Origin of the sequence: Enterobacter sp. BRE11 (assembly GCF_031844285.1) — a bacterium.
Lineage (GTDB): Bacteria > Pseudomonadota > Gammaproteobacteria > Enterobacterales > Enterobacteriaceae > Pantoea.
Genome location: NZ_JAUZUX010000027.1, coordinates 1 through 22,938, shown reverse-complemented (window position 1 = coordinate 22,938; position 22,938 = coordinate 1). Strand labels below are relative to the sequence as shown.

Genomic DNA, 22,938 nt, shown 5'->3' with positions numbered 1-22,938 from the left:
TGAAGGAATATGACCATGAAACTGACTAACAACACTATCTTCATCACCGGCGGTACCTCTGGCATCGGCCGCGCAATGGCAGAAAAATTTCATCAGCTGGGTAACCAGGTAATTATTTCGGGACGCCGCGAGGCGCTGCTGAAGGAGGTGACCGCAGCCAGCCCAGGCATGGATTATGTCGTGTTGGACGTGACGAGCGCCGACAGCATCAAAGCCGCCGCGCAGAGCGTGCTGGCACGCTATCCGGCGCTGAACGTGGTGATCAACAATGCCGGCATCATGCCTTTCGACAACGCGGCTGGCGAGCTGGATGATGCGCAGGCGGTCACCCTACTGGATACCAATATTCTCGGGCCGGTGCGCGTCAGCGCCGCCTTTATCGAACACCTGAAGCAGCAGCCTGACGCGGTGCTGATCAACAACAGCTCGGTGCTGGCGTTTCTGCCGCTGGCAACCAACGCGCTCTACTCCGCCACCAAGGCCGCCATTCACTCTTACACCCTGTCTCAGCGTTTCCTGCTGCGCGACAGCGGCGTGCAGGTGATTGAGATTTCTCCGCCGTGGGTGGATACCGACCTGATTTACAAGAGCGGCGATCCGCGCGCCATGCCACTGGAAGACTTTATCCGCGAAACCTTCGACAAGCTCGGCACCGACACCATCGAAGCCATCGTCGATCGCGTGCTGCCGGTGCGCGATAACCCGGGCGCAGACGAGCATACCCTGGTGAATCAGTTCAACCAGTCCGTGGCGGATAACCCAATTCCTGTTCAGTAAACGCTACAGGGGCGTCCAGCCCCTGTTTTCTATGCCGGAGATGAATAATGAACGCTGCTATCACCTCTTCCCAGCGCCGCGCCCTGCGCGCGCTAAGCATCGCTTACTTTGTCCAGGCTACCGGCGCGCTCTCTGTCGCCGGCAGCCTGCCTGCTATCTCTGCTGCCTGGCAGCTGACTGATGCGCAGAGCGCGCGCTTACTGAGTATATTCGGCCTGACCTTTGCGCTCGCCGCCCCGCTGGTTCAGGTCATCTTTGGCCATCTTCGCCGTCGCCAGCTGGTGCTCACGGGTATCGGGCTGTTTGGCCTGGGCGCCTTCGCTTTTGCGCTCTCGCCGGCCTACGGGTCGCTGGTCGCCTCCCGCATACTGATGGGCGTAGGTGCCGGCTTTATCGGCCCGGTGCTGGTCGCGCTGGGTTCTGAGCTGGTAGATGAACAGCAGCGTGGGCGGGCTATCGGCATGGTACTTCTCGGGGTATCGATGGCGAGCCTGGCCGGTATTCCGCTCGCCGCGTGGGTGGCCGACATGTGGGGGGCGAAAGCCCTGTTTGCGCTGGTCGGACTGGTAAGCCTGCTGAGCGGGCTGAATGTCCTGCTGACGGTGCCGGATGAAAGTGTGGGTTCGCGTATCCGGCTCGCCGAGATGGCGAGCGTCCTGTCTGAGGGGAAATACCTGACGGCCTTCCTGGTGGTGTTTTTCATCACCTCCGGCGTTTACAGCTTTTACTCTTTTATCGCCCCGCTTATCCGCGACACCTACGCTGGCGGCACGCATGCGGTTTCCGCGGCGCTGGCGGTGCTGGGCGTCGCCGGGGTGCTGGGGAACCTCTGGGTCACCCGGGCGGCAACACGCTTTACCTCGGAAAAGCTGCTGTTGACGGGCATGACCCTGCTCATCACAGATACGGCGCTGATTGCCCTGCTGCCAAAAGCCCTGGGCATGCTACTGCTGGCACTGGTCTTCTGGGCCTTTGCCACAGATCTGCTCTGGCCCAGCCAGCAGCGCAGGATCGTTGAACTGTCGTCTGCCCGGTATCGCGGCATCGCGCTGGCGCTGACCAGTGCCTTTATGTTCGGGGGCATCGGTTTCGGCTCAGCGGTAGCCTCCTGGGTTTATCCGGTGGCGGGATTTTACGGGCTGGCCGGCATGTCCGTGGCTTTCATTGTGCTGGCGCTGATCAGCCTGCAGCTGTCCGAAAAGCTCAGAAAGCCCCTGACGACGGCTGAGCCCTGTCAGGGTGAAGCCTGACGGGCTGCTATCAGTCAGGCTTCTGAGATACGTGACGCATAGATGCTGAATAGCACCATGACGCAGCGAAAGCGGGACAGGAACCTGACTGCACATTATGCCTGTGCCTTTCGACCAGGAAAGCTGTAGTGCGCATTCTGTTTGCCCTTCTTGTAAACATATGAAAGGAGACGTTCATCCCTGGCAAACTCCGCTACTGTTGATACAGGATCCGCGTTCATCTGCCCGGTTACTCTTTTTCTCTGAATGCCGCCAGCCTGCCCAGAAGGAGTAAAGGTACCTATGAAAAATTTGTTGCCAAAGCCGTTATCCCTGTCCCGGCACGCCTTCACTGCTTCAGGCGTGTTGGCGCTGTCTCTGTTTTGTTACAGCCCGGCGCTGATGGCAGATACAACGCTGTTCTCTCCTCTGCCCCCAGATACGGCAAGCCTTGGACAGTATCAGTGGCACAGACGCCCTGTTGTTATATTTGCTCCATCTGAAAAAGATGCTGACTACGTCAGGCAAATCGCCATGCTGGAGAAAAGCAGCGCTGAGCTAGCGGAGCGCGATATCATCGTGCTGAGTGATACGTCGCCTGCGGCCAGTGGCCAGCTCCGTTCACAATTTAAGCCCAGCGGTTTTGAAGTTGTGCTGGTCGGGAAAGATGGCGGGGTGAAAATTCGCCAAAAAACACCGCTTACGTCAGAAGAGCTGCTTTCCACCATAGACAGAATGCCAATGCGTAAGGCTGATTTACGCTAAACTTTTCTGCTAACCGAGAAGAGGATAAAACAGTGGGGCTTTAAGTCCGGCTGTTGGCGCTTGAACGCAGATCAGGATGCAGAGCGGGGAGATGGGCGTGCAGCGGTCTGATAATCAAAGCCCCTGACGAGAACGTCAGGGGCTTTATCGTCATCCGTAAGGATTAGAGAGCCATATCATGCTGAGCTTCAGCAGCGGCTTTTGGTTTCTGAGGTTGAGCCTGAGGAGCGTCCTGAGCCGCCTTCATCTGAATCACTGGCGGTTTTACCAGCTGCAGCGTCGCTGCCGTTTCATCCCAAACCTGCTGGGTCAGCGTAACGTTGCCGTTCAGCTTCTGTCCATAGCTCGGAACGATGCTACGGATCTTGCTCTGCCACTCCGCCGATTTAAATTGCTCTGGGAACAGCTCCTTCATCACATTGATGGAGATAGGCGCAGCGGTGGATGCGCCCGGAGAAGCGCCCAGCAGCGCAGCCAGAGTTTTCTGTTTATCGGTTACGATTTCAGTTCCCAGCTTAAGTACGCCGCCTTTTTCCGCATCCTTCTTGATAATCTGTACGCGCTGGCCGGCCTGAATAAGTTTCCAGTCCTCTTTACGCGCTGACGGATAATACTCTTTCAGCGCCTCAAACCGGTCTTCGTCACTTAACATCACCTGGCCAATCAGGTACTTCACCAGATCGAAATTATCAAGCCCTACGTCAGTCATCGGCCCCACGTTTTTGGTCGTAGTGGTGCTGAGCAGATCGAGGAAAGAGCCGTTTTTAAGGAACTTGGTCGAGAAGGTGGCAAAAGGCCCAAACAAAACCACACGTTTGCCATCCAGGAAACGCGCATCGAGATGCGGGACCGACATCGGTGGCGCACCCACGGAAGCCTGTCCGTAAACTTTCTCCGCGTGCTGGCGCGTGATGTCCTGATTTTCAGTGACCAGGAAGGAGCCGCCCACTGGGAAACCTGCATAGTTATCCGCTTCCGGGATACCTGTCTCCTGCAGCAGTTTCAGGGCACCGCCGCCTGCGCCGATAAAGACATATTTCGCATCTACCGCATGCTCTTTGCCGCTTTTCACGTCAGTAATCGTGACGTGCCAGGAGTTATCGCTGTTGCGTTTGAAGCCCGTAACCTCAGATGAGGTTTCCAGCTTAAAGTTATTCTCTTTTTTCAGGCTACCCACCAGCTGGCGGGTGATTTCGCCATAGTTAACGTCGGTGCCAACCGGCGTCCAGGTGGCAGCCACTTTCTGCTGCGGATCGCGCCCGGCGATAATCAGGGGAGCCCATTGCTTGATCTGATTCTGATCGGTAGAGAACTTCATGCCCTGGAACAACGTCGTTTGTTGCAGAGCGGCATAACGTTTGGTCAGGTACTCAACGTTCTTGTCACCCCATACAAAGCTCATATGTGGCGTAGAGTTGATGAAAGAGTGCGGATCGTTTAATACGCCACGCTTTACCTGCGATGACCAGAACTGGCGGGAAATCATGAACGCTTCGTTGATTTCCAGCGCCTTAGAAACATCAATCGAACCGTCTGGACGTTCTGGCGTATAGTTCAGCTCCATATTGGCTGAGTGACCGGTACCGGCATTGTTCCAGCCGTTGGATGATTCGAGCGCAACACCATCCAGCTTTTCAACCATGAGCTGTTTCCAGTCAGGCTGGAGCTCCTGCAGTAATGTTCCCATAGAGGCACTCATGATGCCGCCGCCAATCAGAAGTACGTCTGTTTTTTCGTTAGCGTCTTCAGCATGCGCTGTTGCGCTGACGACCATTGCGATGAGTGATAACGCGGGGAGAATCTTATTTTGTTGCAGCATTATATTTAGTACTATCGGAAATAAATGAATGAACCAATATTTTAACTTACTCGTATCGAGTTTTAAACACTCCATATAAATCATTACTTCAAAAAATTGACAATATTTAATTTTTAAATTAAATAAAAAAGTATCTTAACTAAAGAAAGCAGATTTCCGCTTTTTTATTAGCCGCCACTGAAATCTGCTGCGAAAAACAGGGAATTAGCCAACAAGCTCTTAATAAAGGATAGCAGGCTGATCCACACTCTTCTTAATGATAAAAAATCTGGCCTGCATGATTATTTAACGCAAATTTTCATTTCCTGGCTAAAGTCGAGCATGGCGGCTGAGCGATATAAAATATGCTGACAGGGGTGATAGCGCCTTTTCTTCTCGACGCTTTTCTGCTCTTCAGAAACGAGAACGAATAATTACTTGCTGAAGGGATAGGGAAAAATATGAATGGTATTCGCTGCCATTGGATAAATTCCCAGCCCGCGCGTGGTGTTTTTGAGTTTATCTAAAGAAGCGCCCTCTTCGGGCATTCTGCCTCCCCATACTGTCACGCCCTCAGCGATATTGGCTGGCCGATTTGGGCTTTCATCGGTGATCTCAATGGTTTCACCGTTACTGAACGTAATGATCAGTGATGCGACGTCCAGATGTTGGGCAGTCCCGTTTTGGTCTTTAGCGTATACTTTCATTGCATCCTCTCCTGTCTGTTTTCTGCATTGCATTAGCAACAGCGCGATGGCCAACACTATTTTCAAGGAAGCCTTAACTGACTGACCTGTCCTCGATCAATAGCAACGAGCTTAGCAAAGGTCAACGATGCTGCTCTGTTGCAGAGAGCGTGTGCTTTACCCACTGCACTATCCCATCGGTCATTGATGCTGCCCGTATCCTTTACAGGTGGCCGGAAAAGGCTGGGTAACAATCTGACAAGCAATTTTTTCTGCCGCGCAGTATTCACCGCCGCACCGTCACGCTAAGTTGTTGAGTTAACCACCACAAGCGAGGCCGGACATCGTGACATCCCCCTCTTTACATCAGGCCGTGCGCGGGCTTTTACTTTTGCTGCCTGTATGGCTGACACTTCCCATGGGAAGTGCTGCTGCGCCCTCCGTCGAAAATAACCAGCAGTTCAACGGGCTTATAAGAGAGCCTGTTATGTTGCGTGTCACGTTGCCAGATGGCAAACCGGCCCTGCTGGACGCTCTCGTGACGCGGCCCTCCGGACCTGGTCGCTGGCCCATTGCCCTGATTACCAACGGTACCACGGGCACCGCTGAATTCGATCGCTGGGAAATGAATCCAAACCGGATGTCAGGAACGGCTCTGGCGTTCGCCCGCCACGGCTATGCGGCGGTGGTCGTTCTGCGGGAAGGCTATGGCTATTCCAGCGGCGGAGCCGAATATACTGGCGGAACCTGCGCACATCCACAGCATGGCCTGGCAAGGAAGCGAGATGCTGATGATCTGCTGAGCGCGCTCAATGCAATCAGGCGCCAGCCATGGGCATCCGGGCATAACGCCATTCTCGCCGGCATGTCAGCCGGTGGATTTGGCGCTCTGGCCGCCGGTGCCGGACAGCCGTCGGGTGTTCAGGCGATCATTAATTTTGACGGAGGAAGAGGCGCCAGCAGCGGCAGCTCAGTGTGTGACCAGGCGGGATTGTTGAGAACCTTCGCTGAGATGGGCGCCGCCTCGCACACTCCTTCGCTCTGGCTTTATTCACAAAACGATAAATTCTTCCCGCCCCTGACCGCCCTCTCGTTTTTCAATGCTTATATCTCAGCAGGCGGCTCCGGCAGTTTTGTCGTAATGCCCCCCTATCGTGCTAACGGTCACGCGTTTATGGATTCCGCTCCGGAAGATTTCTGGTGGGGGCCGGTGGGAGAATTTCTTCATAAGGAGGGAATGCCATACAAGGAGGTGGTCAGGATCAATATGAAAAATATTCCCTTACCGCTTGCACTCAATAACGCCGAGGGAAAATCTGCATTCAGAGAGTATGAATCTGCGCAGCTTTTTGAAAAAGCCTTTGCGACGGATGCGTCAGGTGACTGGGGAGTATCCTACTGGGCGCGCACGGCCACAGAAGCCGCAGCGGCTGCACTCAGAAACTGTCAGAAGCATCAGCAGAGCGCCCAAAAAGAATGTACGGTTTACGCAGTTAATAACACCGTCATGGCTAATTGAGAGGTTCTCGGCAGCGTTATTATATCGTTCAAATGGCCACCACAAACCACCCTTTTTATTTAAGACAAACTTTTTGCTTATCGTTTTCATTATCACTTTCAACAACGAAATCACCTCAAATTAATGGCCCCCCTGAAAAGAACCTCGCCGCTGGTCACCAAAAATCAGGCGCTTTACATCACGTCTGACGCCCGCTTATTTGCGCACCTAAGGATAACTTAACGTTAAAAGGCTATTTTCGTGAGGTAACTTTCTCCGGGAGCGAGCATGAAATCGACACTGACAGCCTTAATACCCTACAGCTACGCCCCTTTTTTTCGTGGGCTTCACATTGCTGTAGCCGTGCTTATTTTATTGCAGATTATTAATTCGAACTTTATTGAGGCAGAGCGGCTAAACCTGAGTAGCGTTGAGGGCGTGATAACCTGGATCCACATCGGCTCAGGTTTTCTGCTACTGTTTCTTGGCTGGATACTGCTGATATGGATGATGTCACAACGAGGATTTCGCTGGTACTACGCATGGCTAATGCTGGACTTTAGCGGTATCAAACGCGATATCAAATTAATCCGTCAGCTAAAACTGCCCGAGGCTGCACAGGGAGGTATTGCGGCTGCCATCCAGGGGGCTGGTGTGCTTGCATTGATTCTTGTCGCTTCATCAGGCGGCATCTGGTTTCTTGCACAAACCCTGCTGAGCGCCTCGTCTGGCACAGCGGAATATTATCTCGGCCTGCATAAATTCTTAACGACCTTTATTGAGATTTATTTTTATGCGCATGGCGCAATGGGTTTATTACATATCGTGTTGTCCAGAACCGCAGTCATTTCAGGCACTGAAAATAACTGAATCTGCATACGGTTTGAAAAAACACTATCAGGAGGAAAAGCGTGACGCCCGGAGAAACGCATAAAATTTCACGCTCTGGCTGGCTACGTGCCGCCGTCCTGGGCGCCAATGACGGCATTGTTTCTACTGCCAGCCTGTTGACTGGCGTGGCGGCGGCGGACAGCTCCACGCACAGTATTCTTCTGGCAGGCGTGGCTGGCCTGGTCGCGGGAGCAATGTCCATGGCCACCGGTGAGTATGTTTCCGTTTCATCGCAGTCTGACACCGAGCGCGCCGCCATTGCTGAGGAGCAGGTTGAACTGGAAAATGATTACCTGGCCGAAACTCATGAACTGGCCGCAATTTATGTGCAGCGCGGCCTCAGTAAAGCGCTGGCGCATGAGGTCGCCAGCGCGTTAATGAAACATGACGCTCTTGATGCGCACACCCGCGATGAGCTCGGTATCTCCGATATCTCAAGCGCGCGTCCCCTTCAGGCTGCGCTGTTTTCTGCCGGAAGCTTTACGGTGGGTGCGCTGATTCCGCTGATGGTGGCACTGACTCGTTCCGGCATAGCCAGCATCGTGATAGCGGCTCTGCTGGCGCTCGTTTTACTGGGGACTGTTGCCGCCATAGCGGGGGGAGCACCAGTGATGCGCAGCATCATTCGGGTCAGCTTCTGGAGTAGCCTGGCGATGGGATTATCGGGGCTCACGGGCGCATTATTCGGTCACTACGCAGGCTGAATTTAACGGCCCGCTCTCTGTCTTCGCGGGAGCGCTATTTCAGAGTTCCCGCGAAATCAGCATCTGACTGCGATCGCCACTCCATACACGGCAAAAAACGTCAGCGACATCAAGACAACTTGCTGTTCGCTCATAACGTCGTCTGTGGTCCTAACAGGCCGCCAGGCATAAAAGGCCAAAAACAGGTATGCATTCTATCTGCAGGAAATATGACCCGATAGGGTTTTGGGCGCATGCCTGCCTTTAATGACAGGCACTGCGCTTCTAGCGGCTCAAAGTGGCGAGTAAGGCATCAATTGACGTCTGCAGGCCAGCTTCGACACTCATCGTAAGATCTTCCATTTCAAGTGACACGTCACCGTCATAACCCGTCATACGCAGCACTGAAAAGAACTCTTTCCACCATTTCAGATCCTGCCCGCAACCTACGGCGACATAGTTCCAGGTACGGGTTTTGGTCTGGGTGACGGGTTGGTACTCCATCAGCCCATCAATGTCGGCCAGACCCCGCTCTATTCGCGCATCTTTACCATGCACATGAAAGACTGCCCCTTCCAGCTTACGTGCCGCCGCGACAGGATCGGCGCCCATGGCTATCAAATGGGAGGGATCCAGGTTAATGCCAATCATGTCATCGACGGCGTGGCGCAGACGCAGTAAGGTGGATGGGTTATAAACCAGCTGACTCGGAAACGCTTCGATAGCAATTTTCTCTACACCATGGTGCTTAGCGTGCTGCACAAACTTTTTCCACCATGGAATCGCAACATCATTCCATTGATAGTCGATTACACCCGGCATGTAATCTGGCCATGAAACCGTGGATGTTATCCAGTTCGGCACGCGATCTTCAGGCCCGCCTCCGGGTAAACCGCTCATCGTCACAATCTTTTTAACACCCAGTTTGCCTGCTAACTCAACCGCCCTGTAGCTGCTTTTGGTATGGGCTTCACCCAGTTCACCAGGCGCTAACGGATTGCCAGAACAGTTAAGCGCCACAATACGCATCTCCCGCTCAGCCAGTTCCTGTTTAAATTGCTCAAGCTTTTCAGGAGAATTCAATAACTCTTCGGTTTTGACATGTGGACAGGGGGACCAGCCGCCTGCGGTCATTTCAACACCACTAATCCCATAATTTTTAACTTTGTCCAGCATGTCTGGAAAAGGTAAATCAGCCAGAACGTCAGTACACAATGCAAGTTCCATTCTCTTATCCCCAATATTTTACGTAAGTTACGCTCTTTCGAACTGATCGATAAAACCGGCTTTAGTTCTGGCATTCGCTAATAAGGTAGTCTTGACTTCATCGCCCAGTAGACCTGCAATATCCGCCAGAATCTGAATATGTTCATTTTTCGTTGCAGCCACAGCGACAACAATAAAAACAATTTTTCCTTTACCCCAGCTTACGCCATCGGGAAATTGAAACACCTGAAAGCCCGATCGAATGACGAGATCAAGGTTTTCCTTTGCGCAATGAGGAAGCGCAATACCTGCTCCAATATAAGTTGAGACACTCTTTTCTCGCGACAGCATGCCTTGTTCAAAGCCAGGTTTGACATAACCCGCCTTTTCCAGAGCACTGGCGGCAATGTGTATCGCCTCATTTTTATGCGTTGCACGGCACTGCAGATGCAGCGCGTCTTCAGTTAAAGTCAACATGAATACTTCCTCACTGATAGCGCATAAGTGCATTTATCAACGGTAGAGCGCTGGCTGCGGCGGAATAATGACATCGTGTTTTTCGCCATCTTTCAGCGATGCTAAACCAGCATCACAAACCAGCGCCACGACGTAACCATCCCATGAGGAGGGGCCACCCATTTCGCGCCCATTGCGTACGTTATCGACAAAATGCTGCACTTCCCGGTCGTATGCCGTGGCGAAACGCTCCATGCAGGATTGTGCGATATGCTGTGCGTTGCCGCTCAGCGAACGCGTGCTAATCAGCTGTTGTTCAGTAAGCGCGACAACCGCGTTTTCGCCAATCACCTCACAGCGTATGTCATAGCCATAATGGCAGTTCACAAACAGCTCATCATTGATGCGTACACCAGATTCGGTTTCGAAAATTATGATTAAAGGATCCTGTAAATGCGGCAACGCACGCTGGGTTTTCTTACGAGGCTTATCCACGCGTACCGAAATAATATTCTCGTTAAGCAAATAGCGGATGATATCGATTTCGTGAGTGGCGGAATCATTCACCGCCATTTCCAGCGTATAGCTTTCTGGCACAGAGGGATTCCTGTGTGCACAATGGATCAGCAAGATATCGCCGGTTTTCCCGTCATCAATCGTCTTTTTCAGCGCCTGATAACCTGGGTCGAAACGGCGCATAAAGCCAAGCTGAAGCAGACGCTTACCGGTTCTGACTTCAGCATCGATGATTTCTGCTGATTCATCAGCGGTTGGAGTTAATGGCTTTTCGCAAAATACCGGTTTGCCCGCGTTAAACGCCGCAAGAATTTGCGTTTTATGAACCGGTCCTATTGAGCAAATAAATACCGCATCAACCAGCTCTGAATTAATCATCTCTTCAGCATCATAAAATGCTGTAGCGTTAAATTCTCTGGCCGCCACATCGGCTGCCTTATGATTTATATCGCAAACGGCAGTCACCCGCGCGCCAGTGATGATATTTTGAAAACGTTTCAGGTGATCCTGGCCAATCATGCCCAGACCAATCAGGCCAATATTGACAGTCATTCATTTACCCTCAGTTAATTAAGTATTAAAAACGAAATTTCTTTTCAATTTGTTCGAGTGTCAGACCGCGTGTTTCTGGCAGATATTTTACCAGCAGGATCAACATAATGATGTTAGTTGTCCCGAAGAAGCCGAAGGTCAAACCGCCGCCATAATGGTTCAGCAGGAAAGGGAAAATAGACTGGATCATAAAATCAAATATCCACAAACCGAATACCGCAAAACCCATACCGATACCGCGCATTCTGAGAGGATAAATTTCTGCCAGCATCAGCCAGAATACCGGTGCTATCCAGCCCTGCATAAACACCAGAAAAACCAGCATTAAGCCAAGGATCACATAGGGTGCGCTGGCAAAATTCGCATGCAGAACTTCCGCGCCATTAACAACTTCAGTGTGGAACAGGAACTTAAACGCTAAACCAATCAGTAGCAGGCTCACCGTGACGCCGGCCTGTCCGGTAAAAAACATTTTTCGACGTGAGTGTTTGCCAATTAACGCCATGCCAAGGAGGGTAGCCAGTACTGAAATAATGCCATTGGCTACCGCGCCGGTGACAGCCGCCGCATCGCCCAGGCCGGTGGCTTTTAATACGGTTGGCGCGTAGTACATGATGGTATTAACCCCGGTAACCCGCGTTGCCAGCACGATCATTAAGCCCGTTAATACCAGCTGAATCACCCAACGTTTTTTCAGTTCAGCGAACAGGTTCAATTTCATCTGGTCAGCTTTGACAATTTGCTGAATATCTTTCACTTCGCGGTCAACTTCTTCCGGCAGGCGAAGCGTTTTCAATACACTTATGGCCTTGTCGGTTTCACCGCGACGAATAAAGAAACGCGGTGATTCCGGCATCATAAGCATGCCAATCCATAGTAGCGCGCCAGGCAATGCTGGAATGGCTAGCATAATGCGCCAGTTATGCTGCAACTCGGGATAGAGATTCACCAGCGTTGAATTAACCGAGTACGCCAGGAACTGACCGGTAACTATCATTAACTCATTGACGGTGACTAACCGCTCGCGCTGATCGGCGCGTGCCAGTTCAGAAATATAAATGGGTACGGTGACAGAAGCGCAGCCCACCGCTAAGCCCAGGATAAAACGCGCAACAATCATTGATGGCACATCCCAGGCAAACGCCGTGCCTAATGCGCCGAACATGAAAACGGTGGCCACCCAGAGCAGATTTTTACGACGCCCTTGTTTATCTGATAAATATCCGCCAAACAGCGAGCCTAGCGCGGCACCAAATAGCAGAAATGAAGTAATAAACCCTTCTTGAGCCGGCGTCAGGTTCATATCATATTTCATGAATATTAATGCGCCGGAGATTACGCCGGTGTCATAACCAAAGCACAAGCCACCAATTGTTGATACAAGCGTAATCAACCGCATACGCTTAGGATTTTGCAGACTAGTTTTGTTATACATAGTTTTTCCATCTGGTTGTAAGGTAATACCGTTGCAAGCCGTTTATAGTCAGAATAAAGCTATGTTTTTAATAACGTAAAAAAAGAGCGCTTAATTTATGGGCCAGGTAAACAGTATTTTCAATGTCAGCGCGAAGATGCTGCTGTGACCCTTAAACGTTACGGCAACGTTATATCAAAGTTAAAAGCAAAAGCCAGACACCGCTGAGCGCACTATTTACCAGCGTGTCGGCGATCAAAAATTTTTAATTAAATTCTTGTAAAGCAGTGATAATCATCACGTCGTTAAATATTGACGTTGACATAGCAAGATTGAAGAGAGTTTTAAATACAAATTTATGGCGCCGCTGTCATTACATACCTGTGAGAAACAAAATAGCAATTTTGATGATATTTTCTCTTTTAATGAAAATATAATCCTCAGGTAGTGTTAGCGCGTTGCTCACTTTATCTGATTGAGTGCATTAGGCAGATTTTCAAAGAACGTGATGGCGCTCATGTCTCCTTCCGTAACCAGAGTGGGCATAACAAGTAAAGAGAGCTAAGGATAAGGAAATCTTCTTCTGGTATTAAATATCAGTGGGTTAAGAAGGGACAAAAAGCAAAGTTGATGATTACTACGGCATAAAGTCATGTCAGAATAGCGGCATTACGACAGGAGAGACTATGATCACCTTCAGCCTTAATGAGCATCCTTCCGCACGCGGCTTCGATAGTGGCATGCGACCGCGCCTGAGCTTCATCTGCAAAGCTGAAGGCAGAGAGGAAGCGATCCCTCGCGTAATGCATAAACATGATGAACGCTTTGAGTTAATGTTCATCCGCTCAGGCAAGGGGATTTATAATATCGATGGCCGTAGCTATGTTGTTAAACCTGGCGATATATTGCTGTTCAATGCCAGTGTGCTTCATGATGAATGTCCGGAAGCATCAGATGACTTGCTGATATTTAGCTGTGGCGTTGAGCAACTGAAGATCGATGGTTTGCCACTAAACGTACTTACACCTCGCTCGCAAACCGCGGTCATGCCGAGCGGCAGTTATTACAATGAAATTTGCCAGCTGTTTGAGCAAATGTGGTCGCACGTCAGCAGTAAACGTCTCTACAGCACAGAAATTGGCGATAGCCTACTCAGCGTGTTGTTATTGCTGTGCCGAAATATCTGGATAGAAAGCAAACCGCAACAGGAGAGTGCCAGCATATTATTAGGGCAGCGCGTGAAGAACTATATCGACAACCATTATAAAGAAGATATCTCTCTCAATTCGATTACTGCAGCGATGAATATGAATCAGTTTTATCTGGCGCATGTATTCAAAGCTTACTCGGGCTATTCCCCAAAACAATATCAGACCCGTCGTCGTATCGGTGAGGCACAGAACTTATTATTAAGCACTGATTTGGGAGTCATAGATGTAGCGAGTGCAGTAGGCTACGACAACGTGAATAATTTCCATCGGATCTTTCATAACCTTGTCGGCATCCCACCTGCCCGTTATAAAAAATTCTGGATAACCGGCCAGATCAAAAGATAAGTCACATGGTTGCTTTACGTTCGGCACCATTGCCCTGCCCTAATCTGTTCTGAATTGCCTCCAGCCTTCTTTTGCTTCCGTACAGACTAAGGCGCACCCGGTAATCGTGAGGGGCCGTATGTCAGCTGAATGTCTTCAGTTGATTCCCGCTATGTTAAATCCTGATGCGGAGAAAATTATGCTTAAAGCACTGCACGGCATTTCAACACATTACTGCAATGTCGTGACTGAAGCGCGTATAGCCGCGGAAGCGGGCTATGACGGCCTGGAGTTTTTGCATGACAAATTGCTGCGCTATCTCGATCACGGCGGCAGCACTGGTGAACTTAACAAGCTGGTGCGGGGGTATGGATTGCAGACCCTGTGCCTTAATGCCCTGATAAATATTGAACGTCATCAGGGCGCAGAAAAGCAGCAAATGCTGGCTGAAGCCAGGCGACTAACGCAGATTGCGTCAGATTTGGCCTGCCCGACTATTCAGATTCTGGCGCAGCATGGCATTGATCATCTGCCCGAGGCAGAGCGCCTCGATATTATTACCGAAAATATTTCTGAGATTGCCAGTCTTGGTCAGCAGCATGGGGTGCGCTATCAAATTGAAGTTATCGCACATACCCGATTCAACACGCTCAATCAGGCACTGGAGGTGATTAAGCGTATAAACGCACCTAACATCGGTTTGGTAATCGACTTCTGGCACCTCTTTGCGACCGGGTATACTACGCCGGAAGAGATTCGACGGCTTGATCCCGCCCTTATCTATGGCGTGCACTTTTGTGATGGCCGTAAGCCCTACCCTGGTGAAGAGCGGAATGAAACAGTGTTGCGCGCTTATATGCCCGGCGAGGGAGATATTGATATCCAGGCATGGAGCAATGCGGTAAAAGCCACCGGTTTTAACGGCGTGTGGTCAGCAGAACTGCTCAGCCCGGCATGCTGGGAAATGGACCATGCTATCCTGGCAAAGCAGATCATTGAGAATATGAGATTTTACTTAGATTAACAGACGGTTTTGGGTGTCCGCTCTGTGCCAAAAGCGGACGTTCACGTCCGTTCCTGAAATATTGGCCCGATAATTCAGCGTTAAATTTTCCGGTTAATACGCAACGCATCCACAACGAGTGAAAACGCTGGGGAAGGCTGTTTACGGCTGGGATAATAAAGATAGTAGCCGGGAAAAGGACGGCACCATTCTTCAAGCACGCGGATCAGTTTTCCTTCCTGCAGATGTGTGCCGAACTCCTCTTCAGGTAAAAAGGCAATGCCCAGTCCGGCAAGAGCTGCGTCAACGACGTGTTCCGATGTGTTAAACGTCAGTTGCCCTTCAACCCGAACGTGAAATTTACCGTTTTCCTGCTCAAACTCCCAGGCGTAAATTTTCCCCGATTGAACCATGCGCTCATTAATACAGCAGTGTTGCATCAGATCGCGTGGCGTCTGAGGGGCGGCGCACCGGGCGAAATACTCAGGGGAAGCTACAGCCGCCATGCGCAGTTTCGGGCCAATGGGTACGGCTATCATATCTTTGTCGATAGTGTCTCCGAGCCGCACGCCGGCATCAAAACGATCCGCCACGATGTCCCGGAACCCGTGGTTGGCGTCAAACTCAATATGAATATCAGGATATTCGCGTAACAGTGGCGTCAGCTTTGGCAGCAGTGTGGTCTTCAGAACATTAGGTCCACATGTAATACGGACGGTCCCGGCAGGTTTATCACGCAGTGCCGTCAGCATGTCCAGCTCGGCTTCAATCTCATCAATACGATGTCCCACAGACTGCAGCAGGCGCTCCCCGGCAGCCGTCACTGACACACTGCGCGTGGTCCTTGTCAGCAGGCGGATTTGCATCCGTTCTTCCAGCCCGGAAATCGCCTGGCTCAGTGCGGGCTGGGTCACGCCGAGCAGGGCGGCAGCGCGCGTAAAGCTGCCCTCACGCGCCACGGTGACGAAAGAGAGTAAGTCGTTGAGATTGCGTCTGGCCATGCTCGTTTTCAGTCCATTTATAAATTTTACTTATAAGGGTATTAAGTATTCATTAGCTAGTTAACCCGCTGCATATTGGTAACAATAATGCGATGAAAAAGTCAACGCTAACCCTTATGCAAAACGCTTGCCGCAGAACATCACTGCTGTTCCTTGCCGGCCTGCTTTTCGTCACGCAGTCCGCTATGGCGGGTGACAACGACCGGGGAGTGGCGCAGGAGACGCTTATGAAAATTGAGATCATTGTAGAGGGAGAAACCGCCACCGCCACCCTCTTTGATACGCCGACAGGCCGGGACTTTGCGTCTTTGCTTCCCCTCAGCCTGACGCTGGAAGACTATGACGATATTGAGCGTATAAGCGACCTGCCGCGCAGGCTTTCCACGGTGCAGGCACCGGACGGCATGACGCCGGAAGCCGGAGATATCACTTACTACGCGCCCTGGGGCAACCTGGCAATTTTTGCCCGGGGCAGGGCTTACGCCCGTTCACTGATCCCGTTAGGGAAAGTGGATTCCGGACTGCCGGTCCTGCAGCGCCACGGACCTCTTGCGGTGCAGATCAGAGTCGCCAACTGACCTGCAGCACCTCCCGTACCGCGATTATCCCTCTTATCCCGTCCCTGTATGCCGTTTCAGCTCTTCCTGCAGCGCTGAAGGCTCCGGGGCACAGACAACATGTTATCTACTGAAAAGAAATCCCTGAATGAGTAATAAGACAGACGAAAACAGAAAAAAAAACACCGAAAGCGGGAAACAGCCTGCGCACTGGAGTGGTGTCTTTGCCATGACGCTGTGCGTCTTCGCCCTGATCGCCTCCGAATTCATGCCGGTCAGCCTGCTGACACCGATGGCGCAGACCCTTCGTGTCACCGAAGGCATGGCCGGACAGGGCATCGCTATTTCCGGGGCATTTGCAGTAGTAACCAGCCTGTTTATTTCCGTGCTGGCAGGCACGCTTAACCGTAAAACGCTGCTTCTCGGCCTGACCTGCATTATGGCAATTTCCGGTGCTGTTATTGCGATGGCACCCAATTACCTGACCTATATGGCGGGCAGGGCCCTGATTGGCATTGTGGTCGGCGGGTTCTGGTCGATGTCGGCCGCGACGGCAATGCGTCTGGTCCCGGTCCATCGTGTTCCGCTGGCGCTGGCTATTTTCAACAGCGGCAATGCTCTGGCTACCGTCGTGGCTGCCCCTCTGGGCAGCTGGCTCGGATCGGTTGTTGGCTGGCGGGGGGCCTTCTTCTGCCTGGTGCCGGTCGCCATCATCGCGTTTGTCTGGCAATTACTCAGTCTGCCTTCCATGCCGGTCACCCGTCAGGCGGCGGCTTCCCGCAACGTTTTCACGCTGTTTCGTCGCCGGGTGGTCACGCTGGGCATGCTGGGTGTGGGGATCTTCTTTATGGGGCAATTCACGCTCTTTACCTACATCAGGCCTTTCCTTGAGACGGTGACGCGGGTGGATGCCGCAACGGTGACCCTGGTCCTGCTGGTTATTGGTGTCGCGGGTTTCATCGGCACTACTCTGATTGGCCGGGGGTTAAAACACGGGTTCTACACGACCCTGATGGCCATCCCGGTACTGATGGCCATCACCGCGCTGGCACTGATTGCCTTCGGCAGTCAGGTAGCCATCGTGACGGCGCTGCTCGGGCTGTGGGGGCTGATTTCCACTGCCGCACCAGTGGGATGGTGGGCATGGGTTCCGCGTACCTTCCCGCAGAATGCCGAAGCTGGCGGCGGACTGATGGTGGCGATGGTGCAGCTGTCCATTGCTCTCGGTTCGACGGTGGGCGGCCTGCTTTTCGACCATCACGGCTACCAGAGCACCTTCCTGGCCAGCGCCGCGATGCTGATTATCGCAACCGTACTGATCTTTCTGACCTCGCGGGCAGACACTTCTGCCGCAGATCATTCCTAAACCCAGGAGTAATGCCATGACAGTTAAAGCTTACGGTGCCCATGCGGGCACACTGCCGCTGGAGCCGATGGATATCACCCGTCGCGCCCCCGGGGCCCATGATGTGCAGATTAATATCGCGTACTGCGGAGTCTGCCATTCGGATATCCACCAGGTACGCGCTGAATGGGCCGGGACGCTCTATCCCTGCGTACCGGGACATGAAATTGTCGGTCGTGTAGTGGCCGTTGGCGATCACGTCTCCGGTTTTTGTGCAGGGGACCTGGTGGGGGTCGGCTGCATTGTCGACAGCTGCCGGCACTGCAGTGACTGTGACGACGGACTGGAGAACTACTGCGACCATATGACAGGGACATACAATTTCCCGACGCCGGATGCGCCGGGCCACACGCTGGGCGGATATTCGCAGCAGATTGTGGTGGATGAGCGCTATGTCCTGCGCGTCACTCACCCGGAAGCGCAGCTGGCCGCCGTGGCACCGCTGCTGTGCGCGGGGATCACAACGTACTCACCGCTGCGTCACTGGCAGGCGGGCCCCGGCAAAAAGGTCGGCGTGGTCGGTATCGGTGGACTGGGGCATATGGGGATCAAGCTTGCGCACGCCATGGGCGCGCATGTCGTGGCCTTTACCACGTCTGAGTCCAAACGTGACGCCGCCAGAGCGCTTGGTGCAGATGAGGTGGTGGTCTCCCGTCATGCCAGCGAAATGGAAGCCCATGCCAGGAGCTTCGATTTTATCCTCAACACCGTTGCTGCGCCGCATAACCTCGACGTGTTCACTGCGCTGCTGAAACGTGATGGCACGGTGACCCTGGTGGGTGCGCCAGCCACGCCGCATGACGCGCCAGAGGTGTTCAGCCTCATCATGAAGCGCAGATCGATTGCCGGGTCGATGATTGGCGGCATTCCTGAAACGCAGGAGATGCTCGATTTCTGCGCCCAACACGGCATTGTCGCCGACATTGAGCTTATCCGCGCCGACCAGATTAACGATGCCTATGAGCGCATGCTCAGGGGCGATGTGCATTACCGGTTTGTCATTGATAACGCCACCCTGGCTTAATGATAAGGAGACCATCATGAAAAAATTTATGTTAGCGCTGGGGCTGTTGTTCAGTGCATTTGCTTCCTCTGCGGCGGATATGTCCCGTGGGGCCGATAATTTTTATAAAAGCGATAAGGTGACGCAGCAAAAAGTCACCTTTAAAAACCAGTATCAGATGGCCGTGGTTGGCAACCTGTTTATCCCGAAAAAGATGAACCAGAATACCCGACACCCGGCGATCGTCGTTGGTCACCCGATGGGAGCCGTTAAGGAACAGAGTTCGAATCTCTATGCGCAGAAGCTGGCGGAGCAGGGGTTTGTCACGCTGGCTATCGATCTCTCTTTTTGGGGAGAAAGCGAGGGCAAATCGGGGCACCTGATTTCACCGGAAATCTACACAGATGATTTCAGCGCGGCGGTTGATTATCTGAGTACACAGCCGTTTGTCGATCCAGAAAACATTGGCGTGCTGGGTATCTGCGGCAGCGGAAGTTTTGTTATCAGTGCCGCCAAGATTGATCCGCGTATGAAAGCCATTGCCACGGTCAGCATGTATGACATGGGGAGCGCGTTCCGTAATGGCCTTAATCATTCCCAGACGGGAGAACAACGTAAGGCCTTTATCCAGTCAGCCATTGAGCAACGGTTAGCCGAGTTTAAGGGCGGCGAGACGGCTTATATCCCTGGCACAGTGAACAAACTGGATGACTCCACACCGGATATTCAGCGCGAGTTCTTTGATTTCTACCGCACCGAACGCGGCGGCTACACCCCACAGGGTCAGAAAGAAGAACTGACGACGAAACCGATGCTGAGCAGTATTGGCAAGTTTATGAACTTCTATCCGTTCAACGATATTGAAACCATCTCTCCGCGCCCGATGCTGTTTATTACCGGCGATCAGGCACACTCAAAAGAGTTCAGCGAGGACGCTTTCAAACGCGCCGGTCAGCCTAAAGAACTGTACATCGTACCGGGCGCAGGGCATGTCGATCTGTATGACCGTACCGACATAATCCCTTTTGACAAGCTGACAGACTTTTTCCGTAAGAATCTGCAATAACACGTTCAGTTAAGGAGCATTTGACATGAACTACAAACATCTGGGGCGTACCGGTCTGCGGGTGAGCCGCATCGGTCTCGGTACCATGAATTTCGGTGAGCTGACGGATGAGTCGGCCAGCTTCAGTATCATGGATGAAGCCGTGGATGCAGGTATCAACTTTTTCGATACCGCTGACGTCTATGGTGGGCCGCAGTCGCCGGATATGGCAAAGGGTTACGGAACATCCGAAGAAATCATCGGTAACTGGCTGGCGCGTAGTGGTCAGCGTGACCGGATAGTGCTGGCCACGAAAGTTTACCAGCCGATGGACACGGGTCCGAACGACAAATACCTGTCTGCCTACCATATCCGCCGGGCCTGTGAGGCCAGCCTGAAAAGGCTGAAAACGGACCATATCGATCTCTATCAGATGCACCATATCGACCGGAACACGCCCTGGGAGGAGATCTGGCAGGCCATGGAACAGCTGATCCGTGAGGGTAAAATCAGCTACGTTGGCAGCAGTAACTTTGCTGGCTGGGATATTGCCACTGCACAGTGCAAGGCTGACGCGCGCAACCTGCTGGGGCTGGCATCGGAACAGAGCCTGTACAATCTGACCCAGCGCACGATTGAGCTGGAAGTCATTCCGGCGCTGCGTCATTACGGCATTGGCCTGATCCCCTGGAGCCCGGTCGGGATGGGGATGCTGGGCGGTGTTCTGAAGAAAATTGCCGGTGGCCGCCGGGCATCACCGCAGCTGCAGGCACAAATCAACCGCCTGCGGCCACAACTGGAGGCCTGGGAAACACTGTGTGATGAGCTGGGGGAAGCGCCATCAGACGTCGCGCTGGCCTGGCTACTGCAGAACCCGGTGGTTAGCGCCGTGCTCAGTGGTCCGCGTACAGTTGAACAGCTCCGTCAGAATCTCAATGCCCTGACGCTGTCTCTTTCAGATGATACGCTCAAAAGACTGGATACCATCTGGCCGGGGCCAGGCGGAGAGGCACCTGAAGCTTACGCGTGGTAAAAGGTTATCAGTGTTAACAATTACCGGCCTTCGGGTCGGTAATTACATTATTTCGGCGAAATTTATTTATTACCTGAAGATGTTGTACTTTTCATCAATTCTTGGATGTCCGCTTTTCGCTCATAGCGGACGTTGGTCTACGCGTCCGTTTCATACTAGAAGCGGACATTTCCTACATTGGCATGCACTAATCTGTGGAGAACAGATCTCACTGAATAGCCATGCAGACGCGCAAAAATTATCAGAGACATTTTCAGAATTCTTGCCGGAGAAAGGTCCCGGAAACGGCCCGGACGCGCCAGAATCGCGCTGAGGGCCTCTCAGGGGGTGCGGGCAAGGGAGGTTATGGTAAATCAGGTTGATGTGCGGGAGTAAAAAAGCCACCTAATGGTGGCTTTTTTATGATTGTGGCTTATGCAGCAGTGCTGGTCTTTCGCGACAAAATTCAGCCCGGGAGCTTGCTGGCCAGCACGTCTACTTTTTCAATGCTCGGCGGCTCTGAGAATAAGTCTTCCGCCTGTGCCATCAGCGCGGCGGCTACTTTCCCGCTCAGATGGGCGTTCCGGCCCTCCTCGCCCGGGAAGGCGTCAAAAATACCAAATGTACTTGGACCGAGCCGGAGTCCGAACCACGCAACGGTCTCAGGCTCCTCCTGCACGACAGGCAGGCCTGATTTCAGAAACGCTTCGACATCCTGTTCTTTGCCGGGCTTTGCTTCAAGGCGGACAAACAACGCTGTTTTTAGCATGGCTGACTCCTTTTAAATAAATTTTGGTCAGAGATTACCTGGTTGGCCCAGTAATGGCGGCTTTACTCCCTGTATTGTAGACAGAGAACATATGAAACACGAAGGGGCCGGGCCGGGACTTTGCCTTTTCATGGACAAAGTTAAGCAAAGCATCTGATGCGCTCTGTCCGGCCGCAGACGCGGAAAAGGCCGCCCCTGGGGGCGACCTCTTCCGGCATGTCCTTTTGCGACCATCCGTTATTTGTACAGCTCAGCGGTCATGTGCACGAGGTTGTTGCTGCTGGCTTCGGTAATTCTGTAGTGCTCACCGTTCAGTTTCGCCTGGGCGGCGATCTGGGCTTCCGCGCCGTCCAGAGTTGATGCTGTTGCGGTGACGCTCTGGGCAAAGCTGCCGAAAGAAACGAGAGCCAGTGCTGAAACTACAACGAAAGTTTTGATGGATTTCATGGTCATTTCCTTAGTCTTTTTTGTCTGTTTTAAGGCGTTTTGCCTTGATGTGATAAATGATAGTCCTGACCATGCCGGGATAAAAGCTGAGCTATTTGCTCATAATGTTCAAAAAAATTGACTAAAAAGTAACCAGTAGATGCGCGTAGTAAAAATAGGGGATCAGGAAGAGCGTAACAGGGATGTTATGTCTAATGTGGTATAACATTCCTACCCATATGTTTGACGTTCGCTTTTCGCTCTTAGCGGACCTTTAGCTCAGTCAGCTTGTCCGCTTTGTGCCAGAAGCGGACGTTGCTGTACCAAACCTTGTTTATTTATGCAGTGCAGGGCATTTCTCGCGTGTATAACGCCCCCTGTCGCTCTGTCACTGCGTTAGACTGCCTGGTTCCGCTTTATCACGCTTTTCTACGTGCCCTTCAATTTACTGCTAAGCGAAGTAGTTGGTTTGGTTCTGAAGTACACCGTTCTTTCTAACCCCTTCGCGCAATTCCTTCCAATACCGATTACAGATGCAATGGTTAAGTAAACCTCTCGTTACTGATAATGGAAGGGAATTTCATGTTTACGACACCGTTCTGGCCCACTGCTGACTCATATCATATCCACATGATGGATATCCCTCTGCCTGTCTCGCTTTCGCCCGCTGCGCTGGATCTTATCCACCAGGCTACGCGTCTTGCAGAGGCG

General features: G+C 52.3%; 22 protein-coding genes. 13 read left to right on the top strand and 9 right to left on the bottom strand.

Annotation, left to right across the window (positions count from 1 at the left end):
• The first annotated feature begins 15 nt into the window (after nucleotides 1–15).
• From Q9R34_RS20655 to Q9R34_RS20645, 3 genes are all read left to right on the top strand, one after another.
• A complete protein-coding gene (locus Q9R34_RS20655; protein WP_485896215.1) occupies nucleotides 16–777 on the top strand; it encodes an SDR family oxidoreductase in 762 nt (253 codons plus the stop codon).
• 47 nt (nucleotides 778–824) lie between these two features.
• Entirely contained in the window at nucleotides 825–2,027 is a 1,203-nt protein-coding gene (locus tag Q9R34_RS20650; RefSeq protein WP_485896213.1) for an MFS transporter, read from the top strand.
• Between the two features lie 282 nt (nucleotides 2,028–2,309).
• On the top strand, nucleotides 2,310–2,771 hold the full coding sequence (locus Q9R34_RS20645; protein ID WP_434123547.1) for a DUF4174 domain-containing protein: 462 nt from the start codon (nucleotides 2,310–2,312) through the stop codon (nucleotides 2,769–2,771).
• A 163-nt stretch (nucleotides 2,772–2,934) separates the two neighbouring features.
• Here Q9R34_RS20645 and mqo read toward each other — a convergent pair whose 3' ends face one another.
• Both mqo and Q9R34_RS20635 read right to left on the bottom strand, forming a co-directional pair.
• Nucleotides 2,935–4,590, bottom strand: a complete 1,656-nt coding sequence (gene mqo / locus Q9R34_RS20640) for a malate dehydrogenase (quinone) (RefSeq protein ID WP_485896211.1) — start codon at nucleotides 4,588–4,590, stop codon at nucleotides 2,935–2,937.
• 413 nt (nucleotides 4,591–5,003) lie between these two features.
• On the bottom strand, nucleotides 5,004–5,276 hold the full coding sequence (locus tag Q9R34_RS20635; RefSeq protein ID WP_485896209.1) for a hypothetical protein: 273 nt from the start codon (nucleotides 5,274–5,276) through the stop codon (nucleotides 5,004–5,006).
• A gap of 325 nt (nucleotides 5,277–5,601) precedes the next feature.
• On the opposite strand from Q9R34_RS20635, the gene Q9R34_RS20630 reads away from it, so the two are divergent.
• The 3 genes from Q9R34_RS20630 (at nucleotide 5,602) to Q9R34_RS20620 (ending at nucleotide 8,348) form a co-directional block, all read left to right on the top strand.
• The gene (locus tag Q9R34_RS20630) at nucleotides 5,602–6,774 is read left to right on the top strand and encodes a dienelactone hydrolase family protein (RefSeq protein ID WP_485896207.1); all 1,173 of its coding nucleotides are present in this window, start codon (nucleotides 5,602–5,604) and stop codon (nucleotides 6,772–6,774) included.
• Nucleotides 6,775–7,041: 267 nt separating this feature from the next.
• Nucleotides 7,042–7,623, top strand: a complete 582-nt coding sequence (locus tag Q9R34_RS20625) for a cytochrome b/b6 domain-containing protein (RefSeq protein ID WP_485896205.1) — start codon at nucleotides 7,042–7,044, stop codon at nucleotides 7,621–7,623.
• Nucleotides 7,624–7,664: 41 nt separating this feature from the next.
• The gene (locus Q9R34_RS20620; RefSeq protein WP_434123541.1) at nucleotides 7,665–8,348 is read left to right on the top strand and encodes a VIT1/CCC1 transporter family protein; all 684 of its coding nucleotides are present in this window, start codon (nucleotides 7,665–7,667) and stop codon (nucleotides 8,346–8,348) included.
• A gap of 264 nt (nucleotides 8,349–8,612) precedes the next feature.
• Here Q9R34_RS20620 and Q9R34_RS20615 read toward each other — a convergent pair whose 3' ends face one another.
• Genes Q9R34_RS20615 through Q9R34_RS20600 form a run of 4 tightly spaced genes read right to left on the bottom strand, consistent with a single transcriptional unit; the run spans nucleotide 8,613 to nucleotide 12,492 of the window.
• Nucleotides 8,613–9,554 carry a sugar phosphate isomerase/epimerase family protein gene (locus tag Q9R34_RS20615; RefSeq protein WP_485896203.1) on the bottom strand — a complete coding sequence of 314 codons (942 nt, stop codon included), beginning with the start codon at nucleotides 9,552–9,554 and terminating at the stop codon, nucleotides 8,613–8,615.
• A gap of 27 nt (nucleotides 9,555–9,581) precedes the next feature.
• On the bottom strand, nucleotides 9,582–10,010 hold the full coding sequence (locus Q9R34_RS20610) for a PTS mannitol transporter subunit IIA (RefSeq protein WP_485896201.1): 429 nt from the start codon (nucleotides 10,008–10,010) through the stop codon (nucleotides 9,582–9,584).
• Nucleotides 10,011–10,046: 36 nt separating this feature from the next.
• Nucleotides 10,047–11,057: a Gfo/Idh/MocA family protein gene (locus Q9R34_RS20605; RefSeq protein WP_485896199.1), complete on the bottom strand. Its 1,011-nt coding sequence runs from the start codon at nucleotides 11,055–11,057 to the stop codon at nucleotides 10,047–10,049.
• Between the two features lie 25 nt (nucleotides 11,058–11,082).
• Nucleotides 11,083–12,492 (bottom strand): sugar porter family MFS transporter, encoded by a 1,410-nt coding sequence (locus tag Q9R34_RS20600; protein ID WP_485896197.1) that lies wholly within the window; start codon nucleotides 12,490–12,492, stop codon nucleotides 11,083–11,085.
• A 665-nt stretch (nucleotides 12,493–13,157) separates the two neighbouring features.
• Here Q9R34_RS20600 and Q9R34_RS20595 point away from each other — a divergent pair.
• Complete coding sequence (locus tag Q9R34_RS20595; protein ID WP_485896195.1) at nucleotides 13,158–14,027, top strand: AraC family transcriptional regulator; 870 nt, start codon at nucleotides 13,158–13,160, stop codon at nucleotides 14,025–14,027.
• 118 nt (nucleotides 14,028–14,145) lie between these two features.
• Nucleotides 14,146–15,030 carry a sugar phosphate isomerase/epimerase family protein gene (locus Q9R34_RS20590; protein WP_485896193.1) on the top strand — a complete coding sequence of 295 codons (885 nt, stop codon included), beginning with the start codon at nucleotides 14,146–14,148 and terminating at the stop codon, nucleotides 15,028–15,030.
• 80 nt (nucleotides 15,031–15,110) lie between these two features.
• Here the strand turns inward: Q9R34_RS20590 and Q9R34_RS20585 are convergent, their stop codons facing one another.
• A complete protein-coding gene (locus Q9R34_RS20585) occupies nucleotides 15,111–16,010 on the bottom strand; it encodes a LysR family transcriptional regulator (RefSeq protein WP_075180372.1) in 900 nt (299 codons plus the stop codon).
• A 227-nt stretch (nucleotides 16,011–16,237) separates the two neighbouring features.
• Between Q9R34_RS20585 and Q9R34_RS20580 the strand changes: the two genes are divergently transcribed.
• From Q9R34_RS20580 to Q9R34_RS20560, 5 genes are all read left to right on the top strand, one after another.
• Nucleotides 16,238–16,588, top strand: a complete 351-nt coding sequence (locus Q9R34_RS20580) for a cyclophilin-like fold protein (RefSeq protein WP_040171876.1) — start codon at nucleotides 16,238–16,240, stop codon at nucleotides 16,586–16,588.
• 127 nt (nucleotides 16,589–16,715) lie between these two features.
• Nucleotides 16,716–17,933: an MFS transporter gene (locus Q9R34_RS20575; protein WP_485896190.1), complete on the top strand. Its 1,218-nt coding sequence runs from the start codon at nucleotides 16,716–16,718 to the stop codon at nucleotides 17,931–17,933.
• Nucleotides 17,934–17,949: 16 nt separating this feature from the next.
• Entirely contained in the window at nucleotides 17,950–18,996 is a 1,047-nt protein-coding gene (locus Q9R34_RS20570; RefSeq protein WP_485896188.1) for an NAD(P)-dependent alcohol dehydrogenase, read from the top strand.
• A 16-nt stretch (nucleotides 18,997–19,012) separates the two neighbouring features.
• Nucleotides 19,013–20,041, top strand: coding sequence for an alpha/beta hydrolase (locus tag Q9R34_RS20565; RefSeq protein ID WP_485896186.1), 1,029 nt, complete (start codon nucleotides 19,013–19,015; stop codon nucleotides 20,039–20,041).
• Between the two features lie 25 nt (nucleotides 20,042–20,066).
• Nucleotides 20,067–21,053 carry an aldo/keto reductase gene (locus tag Q9R34_RS20560; RefSeq protein WP_485896183.1) on the top strand — a complete coding sequence of 329 codons (987 nt, stop codon included), beginning with the start codon at nucleotides 20,067–20,069 and terminating at the stop codon, nucleotides 21,051–21,053.
• A gap of 445 nt (nucleotides 21,054–21,498) precedes the next feature.
• On the opposite strand, the gene Q9R34_RS20555 is transcribed toward Q9R34_RS20560, so the two are convergent.
• Nucleotides 21,499–21,801, bottom strand: a complete 303-nt coding sequence (locus Q9R34_RS20555) for a putative quinol monooxygenase (protein WP_203025599.1) — start codon at nucleotides 21,799–21,801, stop codon at nucleotides 21,499–21,501.
• A gap of 237 nt (nucleotides 21,802–22,038) precedes the next feature.
• The gene (locus Q9R34_RS20550) at nucleotides 22,039–22,248 is read right to left on the bottom strand and encodes a YdgH/BhsA/McbA-like domain containing protein (protein ID WP_485896180.1); all 210 of its coding nucleotides are present in this window, start codon (nucleotides 22,246–22,248) and stop codon (nucleotides 22,039–22,041) included.
• Nucleotides 22,249–22,938 lie beyond the last annotated feature (690 nt).

What these genes read in the sequence shown, in the direction of transcription:
- Q9R34_RS20655 (WP_485896215.1), top strand. Translation starts at nt 16, where the DNA reads ATGAAACTGACTAACAACACTATCTTCATCACCGGCGGTACCTCTGGC.
- Q9R34_RS20650 (WP_485896213.1), top strand. Translation starts at nt 825, where the DNA reads ATGAACGCTGCTATCACCTCTTCCCAGCGCCGCGCCCTGCGCGCGCTA.
- Q9R34_RS20645 (WP_434123547.1), top strand. Translation starts at nt 2,310, where the DNA reads ATGAAAAATTTGTTGCCAAAGCCGTTATCCCTGTCCCGGCACGCCTTC.
- mqo (WP_485896211.1), bottom strand. Translation starts at nt 4,590, where the DNA reads ATGCTGCAACAAAATAAGATTCTCCCCGCGTTATCACTCATCGCAATG.
- Q9R34_RS20635 (WP_485896209.1), bottom strand. Translation starts at nt 5,276, where the DNA reads ATGAAAGTATACGCTAAAGACCAAAACGGGACTGCCCAACATCTGGAC.
- Q9R34_RS20625 (WP_485896205.1), top strand. Translation starts at nt 7,042, where the DNA reads ATGAAATCGACACTGACAGCCTTAATACCCTACAGCTACGCCCCTTTT.
- Q9R34_RS20615 (WP_485896203.1), bottom strand. Translation starts at nt 9,554, where the DNA reads ATGGAACTTGCATTGTGTACTGACGTTCTGGCTGATTTACCTTTTCCA.
- Q9R34_RS20610 (WP_485896201.1), bottom strand. Translation starts at nt 10,010, where the DNA reads ATGTTGACTTTAACTGAAGACGCGCTGCATCTGCAGTGCCGTGCAACG.
- Q9R34_RS20605 (WP_485896199.1), bottom strand. Translation starts at nt 11,057, where the DNA reads ATGACTGTCAATATTGGCCTGATTGGTCTGGGCATGATTGGCCAGGAT.
- Q9R34_RS20600 (WP_485896197.1), bottom strand. Translation starts at nt 12,492, where the DNA reads ATGTATAACAAAACTAGTCTGCAAAATCCTAAGCGTATGCGGTTGATT.
- Q9R34_RS20595 (WP_485896195.1), top strand. Translation starts at nt 13,158, where the DNA reads ATGATCACCTTCAGCCTTAATGAGCATCCTTCCGCACGCGGCTTCGAT.
- Q9R34_RS20590 (WP_485896193.1), top strand. Translation starts at nt 14,146, where the DNA reads ATGTCAGCTGAATGTCTTCAGTTGATTCCCGCTATGTTAAATCCTGAT.
- Q9R34_RS20585 (WP_075180372.1), bottom strand. Translation starts at nt 16,010, where the DNA reads ATGGCCAGACGCAATCTCAACGACTTACTCTCTTTCGTCACCGTGGCG.
- Q9R34_RS20580 (WP_040171876.1), top strand. Translation starts at nt 16,238, where the DNA reads ATGAAAATTGAGATCATTGTAGAGGGAGAAACCGCCACCGCCACCCTC.
- Q9R34_RS20575 (WP_485896190.1), top strand. Translation starts at nt 16,716, where the DNA reads ATGAGTAATAAGACAGACGAAAACAGAAAAAAAAACACCGAAAGCGGG.
- Q9R34_RS20570 (WP_485896188.1), top strand. Translation starts at nt 17,950, where the DNA reads ATGACAGTTAAAGCTTACGGTGCCCATGCGGGCACACTGCCGCTGGAG.
- Q9R34_RS20565 (WP_485896186.1), top strand. Translation starts at nt 19,013, where the DNA reads ATGAAAAAATTTATGTTAGCGCTGGGGCTGTTGTTCAGTGCATTTGCT.
- Q9R34_RS20560 (WP_485896183.1), top strand. Translation starts at nt 20,067, where the DNA reads ATGAACTACAAACATCTGGGGCGTACCGGTCTGCGGGTGAGCCGCATC.
- Q9R34_RS20555 (WP_203025599.1), bottom strand. Translation starts at nt 21,801, where the DNA reads ATGCTAAAAACAGCGTTGTTTGTCCGCCTTGAAGCAAAGCCCGGCAAA.
- Q9R34_RS20550 (WP_485896180.1), bottom strand. Translation starts at nt 22,248, where the DNA reads ATGAAATCCATCAAAACTTTCGTTGTAGTTTCAGCACTGGCTCTCGTT.